The organism is Actinoplanes subglobosus (assembly GCF_042650585.1).
GTDB classification, from domain to species: Bacteria; Actinomycetota; Actinomycetes; order Mycobacteriales; family Micromonosporaceae; genus Actinoplanes; species Actinoplanes subglobosus.
The window spans coordinates 722,894-736,854 of sequence record NZ_JBHSBL010000019.1 but is presented as its reverse complement, the minus strand read 5'-3'; the positions used below and the strand labels follow the sequence as shown (position 1 = coordinate 736,854).

Annotated in this window: 12 protein-coding genes; 4 read left to right on the top strand and 8 right to left on the bottom strand. The window is 72.2% G+C overall.

Features of this window, described 5'->3' with window-relative positions:
• The first annotated feature begins 485 nt into the window (after nt 1–485).
• Both ACFO0C_RS28845 and ACFO0C_RS28840 read left to right on the top strand, forming a co-directional pair.
• Nucleotides 486–1,403 (top strand): hypothetical protein, encoded by a 918-nt coding sequence (locus ACFO0C_RS28845; protein ID WP_378069842.1) that lies wholly within the window; start codon nt 486–488, stop codon nt 1,401–1,403.
• Nucleotides 1,404–1,525: 122 nt separating this feature from the next.
• Complete coding sequence (locus ACFO0C_RS28840) at nt 1,526–3,637, top strand: NACHT domain-containing protein (protein ID WP_378069841.1); 2,112 nt, start codon at nt 1,526–1,528, stop codon at nt 3,635–3,637.
• Nucleotides 3,638–3,642: 5 nt separating this feature from the next.
• Here ACFO0C_RS28840 and ACFO0C_RS28835 read toward each other — a convergent pair whose 3' ends face one another.
• From ACFO0C_RS28835 to ACFO0C_RS28800, 8 genes are all read right to left on the bottom strand, one after another.
• Nucleotides 3,643–4,911 (bottom strand): YcaO-like family protein, encoded by a 1,269-nt coding sequence (locus ACFO0C_RS28835; protein WP_378069840.1) that lies wholly within the window; start codon nt 4,909–4,911, stop codon nt 3,643–3,645.
• Between the two features lie 11 nt (nt 4,912–4,922).
• Nucleotides 4,923–6,239, bottom strand: a complete 1,317-nt coding sequence (locus ACFO0C_RS28830) for a YcaO-like family protein (RefSeq protein ID WP_378069839.1) — start codon at nt 6,237–6,239, stop codon at nt 4,923–4,925.
• A complete protein-coding gene (locus tag ACFO0C_RS28825; protein ID WP_378069838.1) occupies nt 6,236–7,696 on the bottom strand; it encodes a CocE/NonD family hydrolase in 1,461 nt (486 codons plus the stop codon). Before ACFO0C_RS28825 ends, ACFO0C_RS28830 begins: the two co-directional genes overlap by 4 nt.
• Nucleotides 7,693–8,490, bottom strand: a complete 798-nt coding sequence (locus ACFO0C_RS28820; RefSeq protein WP_378069837.1) for a hypothetical protein — start codon at nt 8,488–8,490, stop codon at nt 7,693–7,695. The genes ACFO0C_RS28825 and ACFO0C_RS28820 overlap by 4 nt, the downstream gene beginning before the upstream one ends.
• A gap of 67 nt (nt 8,491–8,557) precedes the next feature.
• Nucleotides 8,558–8,743 (bottom strand): streptamidine-related RiPP repeat protein, encoded by a 186-nt coding sequence (locus ACFO0C_RS28815; RefSeq protein ID WP_378069836.1) that lies wholly within the window; start codon nt 8,741–8,743, stop codon nt 8,558–8,560.
• 80 nt (nt 8,744–8,823) lie between these two features.
• On the bottom strand, nt 8,824–9,771 hold the full coding sequence (locus ACFO0C_RS28810) for an ABC transporter substrate-binding protein (protein WP_378069835.1): 948 nt from the start codon (nt 9,769–9,771) through the stop codon (nt 8,824–8,826).
• A complete protein-coding gene (locus ACFO0C_RS28805) occupies nt 9,768–10,565 on the bottom strand; it encodes an ABC transporter ATP-binding protein (protein ID WP_378069834.1) in 798 nt (265 codons plus the stop codon). Before ACFO0C_RS28805 ends, ACFO0C_RS28810 begins: the two co-directional genes overlap by 4 nt.
• Nucleotides 10,562–11,647: a FecCD family ABC transporter permease gene (locus ACFO0C_RS28800; RefSeq protein ID WP_378069833.1), complete on the bottom strand. Its 1,086-nt coding sequence runs from the start codon at nt 11,645–11,647 to the stop codon at nt 10,562–10,564. Before ACFO0C_RS28800 ends, ACFO0C_RS28805 begins: the two co-directional genes overlap by 4 nt.
• 43 nt (nt 11,648–11,690) lie before the next feature.
• Here ACFO0C_RS28800 and ACFO0C_RS28795 point away from each other — a divergent pair, with 43 nt between their 5' ends.
• Together ACFO0C_RS28795 and ACFO0C_RS28790 are read left to right on the top strand one after the other, a co-directional pair.
• The gene (locus tag ACFO0C_RS28795) at nt 11,691–12,902 is read left to right on the top strand and encodes an MFS transporter (protein WP_378069832.1); all 1,212 of its coding nucleotides are present in this window, start codon (nt 11,691–11,693) and stop codon (nt 12,900–12,902) included.
• A 53-nt stretch (nt 12,903–12,955) separates the two neighbouring features.
• The gene (locus tag ACFO0C_RS28790) at nt 12,956–13,798 is read left to right on the top strand and encodes a patatin-like phospholipase family protein (RefSeq protein WP_378069831.1); all 843 of its coding nucleotides are present in this window, start codon (nt 12,956–12,958) and stop codon (nt 13,796–13,798) included.
• Nucleotides 13,799–13,961: the final 163 nt, after the last annotated feature.

The window sequence follows — 13,961 nt, the reverse complement described above, 5'->3', positions numbered from 1 at the left end:
ACCGGTCCGGCAGATCCAGGCGGTAGCCGCTGTCCTCGGTGATCAGAAGGGTGTCCCGGCCGATCGCCTCGGCCGCCGGCGCGAGCGCCACCCGCAGGCGGGCGATGTAGGTGAAGAGAACCCCGCGTTTGCGGTCCTCCAGCTCCCAGCCGTCGAACGCCGCGGCGTCGTCGGACCAGACATCCTCGATCAGGGTACGCCGTGCGACATTCTCGTTGCGGCGCAGCAGCAGTGCCGCCAGCACCCGGCGCTGGAGAGGCGGCCCCAGCGGGATCGGCTCCTCGTCGACCACGACCGCGAGCGGCCCCAGCACCTGGAACAGCAACCGACCCTCCACATCGAACACCGGCGATGAAACGTGCGCGCCATCGTACTGACGTCGCTTCCAGCAGTCGTCAAGCGACCGTCAAGTCGGGTTCTGCTGCGGTGGCAGTCGACGCGGTCACCGCGGGGCGGCCGCGCATCGGACTCACATGGGGAGCGTCGTGAGAAATCCTGTACTGAAGTTCCTGGCCGGGATCCTCGTCGGGCTGCTGGCGGTCGCCGGTACCGCGAGCGGGGCGAGTGCCGTCTCGTCGAGCGGGATCGTCGCCTTCAACGGTGGCAACGGTGACCTGTGGATCGCCGGCACCAGCTCCGGCGGCGGCGACATGGGCCACGCCGTGATGCCGGGCACCAGCCCCAGCCAGTCGTGGAACGGGGTGATCGCCTTCCAGGGCACCAACGGTCACCTGTGGAAGACCACCACCGGTTTCGGAGCGGTCGACCTCGGGTTCGCGATGATGCCCGGCACCAGCCCCGGCATCTCCGGCGACGGCCAGTTCATCGCGTTCCAGGCGACCAACGGCGACCTGTGGCGCACCACCGACGGCGGCTCGGGCCAGAACCTCGGCCTCGGCATGGCCAAGGGCACCAGCCCCAGCGCCAACTCCAACGGTACGAAGATCGCGTTCCAGGCGAACACCGGGCTGCTGTGGGTGTGGTCCACGTCCGGGACCAAGGCCCTCGGGTTCGGCATGATGCCCGGCACCAGCCCGAGCTTCGGGGCACAGGACATCCAGGTCGCGTTCCAGGCCAACACCGGCTACCTGTGGATCACCTACTGGAACGGCAACGCCCGCAACATGGGCTACCCGATGAAGCCCGGCACCAGCCCGGCGTTCGCCCTCGGCGGCATGGTCGGTTTCCAGGGCTCCAACGGCAACCTGTGGACCGTCGGCTCCTCGGGCGGCGACGGCCGGGACCTCGGCTACGCGATGAAGGCCGGCACCAGCCCGAGCATCAACTCGGCGGGCACGACGGTGGCCTTCCACGGCGCCGCCGGAACCCTGTGGACGAGCGGCACCACCGGCGGCGGCCGCAACACCGGCTTCCCGGTGGCGGCGGGCACCAGCCCGTCCTGATCAAACAGATCGGCCGCGTGTCGGTGGCACCATGCCGGCGCGCGGCCTATCTCGATCCCTTTGCGGCGAGGGCTGCCTCTCCATGTCGCCGCCATGACCTCGGTGTGCTAAACCGAACCTTGATGTCGCGCACGCGCCGGTTCGTCATGTGGCTTCTCGCCCTCTGCCTGCTGTCCGTGGCGGCCGGAGCGGCGCTTGCCGTCGTGTTCACACCACTCCAGTTCCTCGACCACGGCGATCAGGTCGCCAGCATGGTGAGTGCGATCTTCGGCGCTCTCGGGCTCTTGGTGGCGTTGCGTTCGATGGGGCTGTCGGCATCGGATCCGGTCGATGTCGCCCGGATCGAGGAGGACCTGGCGCTGGCGGTGCGCCGGCAATGGGAGACGGAAGCCTTGGCACGTGGGCTCACCGACCCGGAGCCGATCCGGCTGTCCTGGCGCGTCGCGCCGGGAGGCCGCGGTAATGCTCACGGCGATGTCAACACAATGGCCCGGAAGTTGCGGTCACTGCCGCAACGGCAAATGGTGATCGTCGGGTTGCCGGGCGCGGGAAAGACCTCGACGGCCGTGTTGCTGACCTGCCAATTGCTGGAGGACCACCGTCCGGGAGATCCGGTGCCGGTCCTGGTGACGGCCGCTCTGTGGGATCCGGGCAGGCAGCACTTCAACATCTGGCTCGCCGAGCACCTGGTCCGTGAGTATCCCGGACTGAAAGCCAGGGCGGAGGCCGTCACCCGCCTGATCGATCAGCGGCGGATCCTGCCGATCGTGGACGGTCTCGACGAGGTCCCTGAATGGCGACGAGCCCGGGCGCTGCTCGGCATCAAGACCGCCGCGGGCCGGGACGGGCCATTCGTGCTGACGTCGCGCACCGACGAGTACGAGGAATTGATCTCGGAAACCGGGCCACTCCCGCATGCCGTCGTGCTCCAGATCGATCGGATTCCGGCCGCGAGAATCGGTGAGTATCTTGCGGCCGGGCAGCAGAACGGTGACCGACGGTGGGCGACGGTGGTGAGCCAGATCCGCGCGAGGCCGGACGGGCCGTTGGCCGTGGCGCTGACGCTGCCTCTGATGATCTACCTGGCCCGCACGACATTCGCCCGTTCGGGGCGGGACCCGGCCGAGTTGGCCCACCTCGCGAGTGCCGCGGATGTCGAGGAGGAACTGGTCGCCTCATACATTTCTGCGTTGTATGCACCGGGGCCGGCTCCGCGCCCGGACGACCCGGAGCCGCTGTTGCCCTTTCCGGCCGAGCGGGCCGAGCGATGGCTGTCGACCCTTGCCAGCGCCCTGGATCGAGCACAGACCAGGGACATCGTCTGGTGGCGGCTCGAGAGGCAGTTCTCGCGGCCGTTCGCGGTGATGTGGCCGATAACGGGACTGGTCATCGCCGTAGGGCTGGCTCTGGTCAACTCGGCCGTCGCCGGTCTTCGAGTCGGTGTCGTCACGGCGCTCACTGCGGGACTGGCGGTCAACGGTAGGTCCCTGCTCCTCTACCTCGCACGCCGGTATTCCAACGAGGCCGCTGCTTTCGCCGCAGCGGGTGCCCTGATGGGCACCTCGGTGGGCGTCGTCGCGTTTCTGCTGTCCGGGAGCGTGGGAGCCCTTGTCGTCGCCATCGGACTCGGTGTCTGCTGTGCTGTGATGCTGTGGACAGGTGCAAGGATGTTGCGGACGTCCTTTCTGTTCGAGTCGTTGGATCGTCGGTTGATGACCGCGGCGGAGACCTTTCTGTACACCTGTGGGGGCATCGGTTTCGGACTGCTCGTCGCCGTTCCCCTCCGTCCCGGTGTGGTGGGCCTCATCGCTGCTACCGGCGGGGTGCTGGCGGGTGTCACGGTCTGGTCGGGTGTGGCCAAGCCGGTCCGGGGTCGGTCGTTCGATGCTCGTTTCTGGTTGCAGATACTGCGTCTGCAAGGCATGGCGGCCGGTTTCGGGTCAGTGATCGTGTTCGGCAGCGTCTTGGCCGTGGCGGTTGAGCCCGCCGTCGGCTTCGCCGCGAGTGTCCGGACCGGTCTGGCAACCGGCATCGCGGCCGGGGTGAGTGTGACGATCCTCCTGCCATGGGGGCGTTTTTTCGCGGCGCGTTGCCTTCTCGCGGCGACGGGTCGCCTGCCGTGGCGACTCGTTCGGTTTCTGGAGGACGCGAACCGGCGTGGTGTGCTCCGGCAGGTGGGTATGACCTGGCAGTTCCGCCACGCCCGGCTTCAGGACCACCTGACCCGGGGCTGAATCGGTCAGTGCGGTAGCGGCAGCAGGCGTGGGGCGCGGCCGGCCAGCTGGGCCGGCAGGCGGGTGCCGCCGAGCAGGGGGAGACCCGCGGGTGCGTTGGTGTAGTAGCCGGGGACCAGGACGCGAACCACATGGAGACCCGCCGCACGGACGTCGGCCGTGGTGACGTCGGCGGTGAGGGCCCGGTGGCCGGTGGCGGCGATCCGATCGACGAGATCGGCCGTGGCGGAGGGCGGATCCCAGTCGGGTTCGCCGTCACCGGTCGCCGTGGCGAGTTCCGCCTCGAAACGCCGCTGGATCTCCGGGTCGAGATGAAGTTGCAGGTGACAGCCGTAGTCCACGACGTCGGCGAAGTCGGCACGGTAGGTGGTGGCGTAGTCGCGTGCCGGGCGCCACGGTTTCAGGGGGCTGCCCGCCCCCTCGGCCGCCCGGCCGAAACCCGAGTCCGGCCGGTCGTAGTCGCCGAGCAGCAGGAGCAGCTGCAACGCCTCTCCGAGAGCCTTCACCGCGCACGCCTGCGGATCGCTGCCGGCGCCCATGCCGAGCGCGTGGTAACCGGTGGTCTCGTCACGCACCAGCGCCCCGACGACCGGCAGCCCGGTCTCGTGCGGGAAAACGAACCAGCGGGCGTGCAACGGCGGACGTGCCAGCCGCCGCACCCGGCGTGGCGGCTCCACCGGGGTCAGCGTGCCTCGGCCGGTCCAGACCATCGTCATGGCGTCGCGTTCGACCACCTCGCAGAGACCGGACCACACCGCGTCGTCGAAGCTGGAGCCGGTGGCGAGGCCGGCCTGCACGACCGGATGGGTCAGGGGGCCGCCGGGATGGTTGACCCAGACCAGTGAGGCCGGCACCGCCGTACCCCCGCCGGTCTTGAGGTCTGTGGCTCTTGCCCAGGGAATCGGCAGGTCGGCGGTCAACGGCCGGCACGGGAACCCGGCCCGCTCGTATTGCGCGGCGCTGAACAACGCCAGCCCGGCCGGGTCGACGGCGTCCGGGATCTCGGTGGCCGGACCGGTCGGCAGGCCGGGCGGGACGAGGTTGCCGCAGTAGCGTTCGACCGCCTCGCCGACGGCCGCCGCGAACGCGCGCGGTTCGTCGGCGAAGGCGTATCCGGCGCCCGCCGAGTCGGCGGGGTACGGCCCGAACACCGTCGTGTCGCTGAGGAAGGAGTCGACGATCGTCCACGACACCGGGAAGTGCGCCGGGGTGGCCCGCCGGGTCAGTCGCCGGATGATGCCGGTCCGGTGGCCGGTGAGCAGGTCGGTGCGCATCGAGGTGCCTTTCAGGCCAGCGGGATCGGGGGCCGGCCGGTGTGCGCGCCGGAGGGCAGACGGTCGCCGCCGAGCAGCGGGAACGCGGGCGGCGAGTTGCCGTACAGGCCGGGGACGAGTACCCGGACCACCCGCAGCCCGGCCGCGGCGACGTCGGAGGTGGTGAGGTCCACCGAGACGGCGGTCAGCCCGGCACCGGCGAGGCGTCGCAGGTAGGTGTCGCGGGCCCGGTCGTCGGGCACGGCCGGGATCCGGTCGAAGGTGGTCGTCGTACTGTCGTCACGGAGCCGGTCCAGTGGTGCGCCCTGCATGCGCGGGTCCAGGTAGAGCTGGGCGATCGCCGGCAGGTCGACCAGGTCGCGCCAGTCGTCGCGGAACGCGTCCCGGTAGGAGCGGTCGGCGCGATAGGGGCGGAACACATGCCCGGGAACGGCTCCCTCGCGGACGGCGTACCAGACGTCGGAGTCCGGGTCGAGCAGTTTGCGGGTCACCGCGTACAGCCCGAACGCCTCGACCAGCGCCTTCGTCGCGGCCTGCCGGGGATCGGCGCGGCAGGCGCTGCCGAAGGCGATGACCCGGTGCCGGTGGTCGGTGAGGAACGCGGTCATGACCGGCACACCGAACGGCGACGGCACCTGACGGATCAGCACGGTACGGTCGTCGGCCTCCGGGTCGTCGAGGCGTGCGACCAGCCCGTCCGCGTCGGCGACCAGCGGCGCCGCGTCATCACCGGCCCACCACAGGGTGGTGGCGTCGCGTTCGAACAGCTCCTCCAGGGCGAAGCGCTCGGCGTGCTCACGATCCGTCCCGGTGGCGATGCCGGCATAGGACAGGGCGTTCGTGGCCGGCTCACCGCGACGCGCGCCGACGTGGTAGTTGAGGTAGGCCAGCGACGCCGGGACCAGGACCGGATCGCCGCTGTGCAGGTCGGTGCCGGGCACCCAGGCGACCCGCAGGTCACCGTGGAAGGCGGTGAACGGGAATCCGGGCAGCGCGTACTGGGCGTCGCTGTACAGCGCCAGCCGGGCCGGGTCGATCGCGTTCGCGCCGGAGTCTCGCAGTTCCCGGTAGGAGGCGGTGCGCAGGCCGGGCGGGACGATGTTGCCGCAGTAGCGTTCGACGGCCTCACCGATCGCGGCACGGCGGGCCCGGTCGTGGTCGCCGAGCGCGGCACCGAACCCGTACCGGTCGACGGTGTGCTCGTCGTACCGGTCGGTGGCGGCGACGTGCGCGCCGTACCCGATCCAGCCGGGTGGGATGCCCGGTTGTGGTGGCTGGCGGCGGACCGCGGTCAGCAGGCCCAGGCGCGGGTCGACGAGCACGTTCACGAGTCCTCCAGCAGCGGCAGGGTCAGGGTGAGCCGGTGCAGGTGGCGCTGCGTGGGCGTGGTGTCGGTGCCGTGGTAACGGTCGTCGGCGAGGTATCGGGCCAGCAGCGGGAAGTCGCCACCGGTCACCTCCAGCATCAGGCGGGATCCGGCCGGGACGTGCACCGCGGTCTCGTCGAAGAGGGTGCCGGCGCCCTGGCTGACGGCGATCGCGGTGCCGTCGGCGGCCACCTCGAGGAGCCGGGCCACGATGTCGCCGTCGCCGTCACTGTCGACCGTCAGGGCCGGGCGGCCGGCGATGGTGACACCGACGGTGAGGGGCGCGGTGACGAAGCGGGCGGCGTCGTCGCGGCGGCGCAGCAGGGCGGACCGGTCGGCGCCGGGGTCGGCGGACGGGTACGGGTCGGCCGGGTCGTGCTTCAGGGTCGTCGCGGCCGTGCCGTGGTGGTGGTCGAGGGTGCCGTCGCTGTGGGCGTACCACGTCCGCGGGGTCGTCGGCGGTGGCCAGGTGGGGTGGTCGGTCCAGCCGTGACCGATGACGAAGACGCGGGCGGCGGGGCTCGGCCGGTCCCCGGCGAGGGCGGTGTGCAGCCAGTTCAGCAGGACGTCGCCGATGCGGATGCGGGAGTCCGGGCCGTGGTCGCGGTGGCCGACGACGGTGGTGGTGGCGTGGCCGAGCTCGTGGTCCCACGGGCCGATCAGCAGCGAACGGTTCGGTCCGGTGGTGTGCCACTGGTGCAGGGTCTCGTCGAGCAGCAGGTCGTACCACCCGCCGATGTGCAGCGTCGCCGCGTCCAGAGTGGCCAGCTCGGCGTCGGTGATCGTCTCGGAGCCGACGTGATCGGGTCCGTTGTCGATCACCTCGGTCCACCGGGTCAGCTCCGGCCACATCAGCTGTTCCAGCTCGGCGACGGGCAGGTGGCGGATCAGGCCGGGCTGGTGCGCGAACATCTCGGCGGCCAGGCCGGTCCGGCTGGTGCGGGCCTCGGCGCGCTCGGCCCACCAGGTGGCGTGCTCGGCCAGCCGCAGGATCCCGGAGCGGTCGAATTTGACCCGGGCCAGATCCATGGCGGCGCCGAAACTGATCACCGCGCGGACGGCGGCGGGCCGCGAGACGGCCATGGCCCAGGCGGTGTACGCGCTGTACGACCCACCGAGCGCGACGACCCGCCCGTCGCACCACGGCTGGCGCAGAACCCAGTCGACCAGGGCCGTGCCGTCGTCGCGCTCGTGCCGGTAGGGCTCCCAGACACCGTCGGAGCCGTAGCGCCCGCGCACGTCCTGCACGACGTAGCCGAAGCCGTTGCGCGCCCAGCCGAACCCCTCACTGCGGTGGGCGGCCCGGTCGTACGGCGTGCGGGTCACCACCACCGGACCGGGCCGCCCGGTGGCCGGCGGGTAGGCGTCGGCGACGAGCCCGATGCCGTCGGCCGCGGTCAGCCGGATGCCCGCTTTCACGCGGCACCGGCCGGGAACGGCAGCGGCAGGACCGGATGCGCGGTGACGCTCAGGTCGGCCGGATCGATCTCCAGCTGGCGGCCGGAGGCGGCGGGCCGGCCGTCCCGCAGGAACGCCTCGACGTCGGCGACGAGAACGCCGGCGACGATCGCGGCGACACCCGGGCCGGGCCGGGGGACCGGCGGCAGGTCCTCGCCGCGATCCAGGTAGGACCAGTAGCCGAGCAGCTCCTGCGGGACGCCGCACGCCCCGAGCCGCCGGGCGCGGGTGTCGCGGTATCCGGCGGTGAGCCCGGGCACGGCCATCGGCCCGGCGAACCACCGGGTGCCCTCGGCGTAGCAGCCGTGCCAGGCCACGCCGAGGCCGGCGCAGGTCGCGTCGAGGGTGCGCCAGGCGCTGTCGGGGAGCCAGCCGGCGCAGCAGACCACCACGTCGACGTCCGCGGTGAGCCCGGCGGCCGGGTCGACGATATCGTGCGCGGCGGAGAGGAGCCGGGTGACCTGCTCGGCGATCGGGCCGTCACCGTGCACCTGGATCCGGCCCCGTCGTGGCGCGGGCTCCTCGGCGGCGAGGATGCCCTGCCCGTCGAGGGCGGTCAGCAGCTCGGTGGCGCCGGCCGGCAGCTCGGTGCCGGGCCGGCCGTGCAGCAGGCGCTGGGCGGGCCCGATCAGATCGGCGGGGGCAGTGATCCGGACGAACCGGTCGCCCGGCAGGTAGTAGCGCCACACCCCGTCGGGTCCTTCGTAGAGGTGGCAGCCCGGGGTCAGCCGGGGTGGTCCGGCGGTGTGCTGCACGGCCGTCCCCTTTCTGGGCCGGGCCGGCGCCCCCGCGGTGTGCGGGAGCGCCGGCGTCGAACGTGGATCAGGCCTGGTAGGCGAACGGGCTCTGGACCAGGGCGTTGGTGCCCGGGCCCTGCAGGGCGCGCAGCGGCTCCTGCTCCTTCACCGTCTCGAAGGCGAAGGCGCTGTGGACGAGGGCGTTGGTGCCGGGCCCCTGCAGGGCGCGCAGCGGCTCCGCCTCACGGATGGTCTCGAAGCTGATGCTCATGACTACTCCCTTCGTTAATGAAAACGACTTCCGTTTTCATTAAGAGACTCTAGGTGTCCGTCGATGGGCTTGGCAAGCCCTCACGGATGCAGTGCGGCCGCCAGTTTCTCCACCGAGGCGACACCGGCCAGGTTCGTCGTCCCGCTCTGCGACAGGAACACCACGCGACCCTCCCGGACGGCCGTGACCGTGGGCAGCGACCGGCTCAGCCCGGCACGGGCCGCCTCCTCGGACTCCCCGGCGCCCAGCAGGTAGACCACGGTGCCCGGATCGCGGCCGGCGATGTCCTCCACCGACATCTGCGCGAAGTAGGAGCCGGCCGGCAGCACTCCGCTGTAGACGTTGGTGGCCCCGGCGAGACGGGCGATGTCGCTGTAGACGCCCTCGTACGTGTAGAACTGCCCGTCGAAGGTGCTCAGGAACGCCACCGGCGTCGCCGGCCCGTCGCCGACCCGGCCGGCGACCGCGGTCAGCCGCGCGTCCACCTGCGCACGCAGCCGGCCGGCCTGCTCCGGGCGGCCCAGGATCCGGCCCAGCGCGTCCAGGTCGGTGTCGACGTCGCGGACCGTGGCCTTCGTCGCGTCGTCGGTGCAGAACCCACTGAGGATCATCACCTGGATGCCCTGCCGCGCCAGGTCGTCGATGGTCGGCAGCTGCTTGCCGTCGAACAGGTAGGCGCCGTCGGCCCAGATCAGCTGCGGGCGGGCGGCGAGCAGCTGTTCCCGGCCGGGTGCGTTCTCGCCGATCACCGGCACGCCGGGCACCTGGCCGCTCGCGGTGTTGTACTGCCCGGCCAGCGCGTCGCCGGCGCCCAGGGCCTGCAGCAGCTCGGTGCTCGACGCCCAGCCGGACACGATCCGCGACGGTGGCTCCTCGAAGTGCAGGGTCCGGCCGCAGTTGGTGACGTCCACCGGGAAACCGGCCGCCGAGGTGGCCGGCCCGGGCTCGGCGGTGGCCGTGGCGGTGCCACATCCGGCCAGGGCGGTCATCGTGGTCAGGGCCAGTGCGGCGTACCGGATCGATCTCATGAAAGGTCCTCTCGGGATGATGGGTGACTGAAGATGAGGTGGGGGCGGCCGGTCTCCGGATGGGCGATCCGGTGCGCGGTGACCCCGAAGACCCGGGCGATCGCCGCGGGGGTCAGCACCTCGCCGGGCGTTCCGCCGGCGACCGTCTCGCCGTGATGCAGCAGGTGGAGGCGGTCGCAGTAGGCGGCGGCGAGATTCAGGTCGTGCAGGGCGGCCAGCACCGTGACGCCCAGGCCGCGGACCAGCGCGAGCAGCGCCAGCTGGGTGCCGATGTCGAGGTGGTTGGTCGGCTCGTCGAGGATCAGCACCGAGGGCTGCTGGGCGAGCGCGCGGGCCAGCAGGACCCGCTGCTTCTCCCCGCCGGACAGCGCGTCGAACCGGCGGTGCCCGTGACCGGACAGGCCCACCGTCGCGATCGTCCGCTCGACGATCGTGCGGTCGTCGCCGGACCAGCGCCCCCACGCCCCGTGGTGCGGAGTCCGGCCCGCCGCGACCATCTCGGCGACGGTGAACCCGACCTCGTGTCCCGGCTCCTGGGCCAGCACCGCCACCCGCTGGGCGGCCTCCCGCGCGGACAGGTCGCGCAGCAGGTCACGGCCGTCCAGCAGCACGGTCCCGGTGTCGGCCGGCAGAGCGCGATAGACGGCGCGCAGCAGCGACGACTTGCCGCTGCCGTTGGGGCCGAGCAGTCCCACGAACGAACCGGCGGGACAGTCCAGGGTGACGTCACGGACCACCCGGCTGACACCGAGGCGCACCCCCACGCCGGTCAGGCCGAGCGGCGACCCGGTCACGCCGCACCACCGTTGCGCCGCAGCAGGATCAGGAAGAACGGCACCCCGGCCACGGCGGTGACGACACCGAGCGGCAGCTCCAGCGGGGCGACCACGATCCGGCCCAGCAGATCGGCAACCACCAGGAACAATCCGCCGGTCAGGGCGGCGGCCGGCAGCAGGCGGCGGTGGTCCGGACCGATCAGCATGCGTACGGCGTGTGGCGCCACCAGCCCGACGAAGCCCACCCCGCCGGCCACCGCGATCACCGCCGCGGTGAGCGCGGCGGCGACGGCGAGCAGCCACCATCGCAGCCGGTGCACGTCGACGCCGAGCGAGGTCGCCGCGTCGTCGCCCAGGTGCAGGGCGTTGAGCCGGCGCGCCTGCCCGAGCAGCCACAACATCGCGGCGGTGACCAGTGCCAGCGGCACCAGCAGCTCGGTCCACTCGGCGCCGCCGACCGTGCCGAGCAGCCAGAACAGCACCGCGGCGAGCTGATTGCTGCTCACCCGCAGCTGCAGGAACGTGGTGCCGGCCTGGAACAGATAGGACAGCGCGACACCGGCCAGCAGCAGCCGCGACGGATGCAACCCGCCCTGGTGGCGGCCGAGGGCCAGCACCAGCAGCAGGGTCAGCACCGCTCCGGCGAAGGCCGCGCCGGAGACGCCGATCGCGGCACCGAGACCCGCACCCGCCGTCCCGCCCAGCGTCAGCACGGCCACGGCGGCCAGCGAGGCGCCGGAGGAGACCCCGAGGACGTACGGGTCGGCCAGCGGATTGCGGACCACCACCTGCAGCACCGCTCCGGCCACTGCCAGCCCCGCACCGACCAGGAACGCCAGCAGCACCCGGGGCATCCGGACCTGCCAGATGATCTGGTCGGCGAGCGGATCGGCCGGGGGAGCGCCGGTCAGGTGCGCGACGACCACCGACCAGACCTCACCCGGCGGGATCGGGACCGATCCGGTGCCCACGGCCGCGACCAGCACGACGGGGATCAGGACCACAAGAGCGAAGAACACGGCGGCGGTACGGCCACGCGGCGCGACGGTCGGCGGAAGAGGTGTAGGGGCGTCACGAATGGACGGCAGCGCTGTCAGCACGCCAGCACTTTACAATGAAAACCGTTTCCAACAAGATGGGCACATGCCCGGCACCCTGCTCCGCGACCAGACGTTCCGCTACTGGTACCTGGCCCGCTCTATCAGCTACGCCGGCACCGCCGCGACGGCCGTCGCGCTGCCCCTGCTCGCCTACCGGGAGACCGGCTCGGCGACCCTCACCGGCCTGGTCGCGGCGGCCGAGTCGTTGCCGTACCTCCTGTTCGGGCTCTTCGCCGGCGCCGTCGCCGACCGCGTCCCCCGGCTACCGCTGATGATCGCCGCCGAGTGCCTCGCCGCCACCGTGGTGCTCTCCGCCCCGATCGCCGAGGCCTGCGGCGTCCTCACCGGTGTCCACATCGTCGCGGTCGCCGCCGCGATCGGGTTCGCGTTCTGCTGGTTCGACGCCGCGGCCTGGGGGGCGCTCACCCGAATCACCGGCCGGGACCGCCTGACCAGCGCCAACAGCCTGATCTGGGCCACCGCCACGGTCACCGGCATCGCCGTACCCGCGCTGGCCGGCGTGGCCGCCACCGTGTCTGACCCGGGTGTCGTCCTGGTCGCCGACGCCCTCACCTACGTGGTGTCGATGCTCCTGCTCCTGCGGGTCGGCGGCGCCGCCCTCGCCGGTCCGGCGGCACCGGCCGTCCGCCGGTCCCTGCGCGCCGACATCCTCGACGGACTGTCCTACCTGTGGCGGCAGCCGGTGATCCGGACGCTGAGCCTCACCGGGTTCGGCCTGTCCACCGCGGCCGGTGGCGCCCTCGCCCTGCTCGTCGTGCACGCCCGCGAACAACTCGGCCTCGGCGCCGGCGACCAGCGGATCGGCCTGCTCTACACCGCCGCCGCGGCGGGCGCCCTGCTCGCGGCGCTCGCCCTGCCCTGGCTGAGCCGGATCCTCGGCACCGGCCGGCTCTCCATCGCCGGATACCTGCTGTTCCTGCTCGCCCTCGGCGCGCTCGCCACCACCCGGCACCTCGCGGCCGCCGTTCTGGTGTGGGCGGTGTGCGACTTCGCCAGTGCCAGTGCCATCACCAACGGAATCACGGTCCGCCAGCGGCTCACCCCCGACGAACTCCAGGGGCGGGTCAACACCACCGGCCGCATGATCGCCTGGGGCGGCACACCGGTCGGTGCCGCGCTGGGCGGGTTCCTCGCCGACGCGTACGGGGTATCCGTGGCATATGCGGCATTGACGATCCCGGTGGCGATCAGCCTGCTGGTCCTGATTGTCTCGCCGGTGCGGGCCCTGCGCTGAGACGTACGTCGCTGACCTGCGGAGAATCCGCCGAGGAGTTCTAGCCTGGCAGCGTGGAGAACGACATCCCCCCGATCCGGATCGGCCTCGCCCTCGGCGGCGGTGCGGTGCGCGGCGCGGCGCACATCGGTGTCCTCGATGTCCTCGACCGCGCCGGCCTGCGACCCGCCGTCATCACCGGCACCAGCGCGGGTGCGCTCGTCGGCGCGCTGTACGCGCACGGCATGAGCCCCGCCGACATCGCCAAACTGGCACAGACGCTGCGATGGGCCCGGCTGGTGCGGCCTGGGCGTACCCGTAAAGCGCTCTTCGAGACGTCGAAACTCGGGCTGTTCCTGGAGGCCGCGCTCGACGGCGTCGACTTCGACGACCTGGACGTGCCGTTCGCCGCCGTCGCGTGCGACCTGACCACCGGCCGTGAGGTGGTGATGCGCTCCGGCCCGGTGGCCAGCGCGGTCCTGGCCAGCGCCGCCATCCCCGGCGTGTTCTCACCGGTCGAGCGTGACGGTCATCTCCTCGTCGACGGCGGCCTGGTGACCATGGTGCCGGCCGCACTGGCCCGGGAGATGGGCGCCGACATCGTGATCGCGGTCGACGTCTCGGGCCCGCTGCCACGCCGCCCGCCGACGACGGTGCTGCACATCATGGTCGCGGTCAGCACGTTGCAGCCCGGCGGCAGGGATTCCCTGGAGGAGGACGCCGACCTGGTCCTCAAGCCGGACGTCGACGCCTACGCGTTCTGGGAACTGTCCCGCATCCCCGAGTTCGAGGACGCCGGCCGCTCGGCCGCCGAAAAAGCCCTCCCGGTGGTACGAGCACTGCTCACCGCCGCCGAGGCCCGCCGCGACTGGCAGCGTGGCGAGTGCCCGCCCGAACCCGCAGGCCCGCCGGCCTGACCCGCCCTGGCGGGATTGCGGCGTGGCGTGTGCTCGCCTGACCCGCAGGCCCGCCGGTCTGACCCGCCCTGGCGGGATTGCGGCGTGGCGTGTGCTCGCCTGACCCGCAGGCCCGCCGGTCTGACCCGCCTTGCCGGCATTGGCGGCGTGGCGAGTGCCCGCC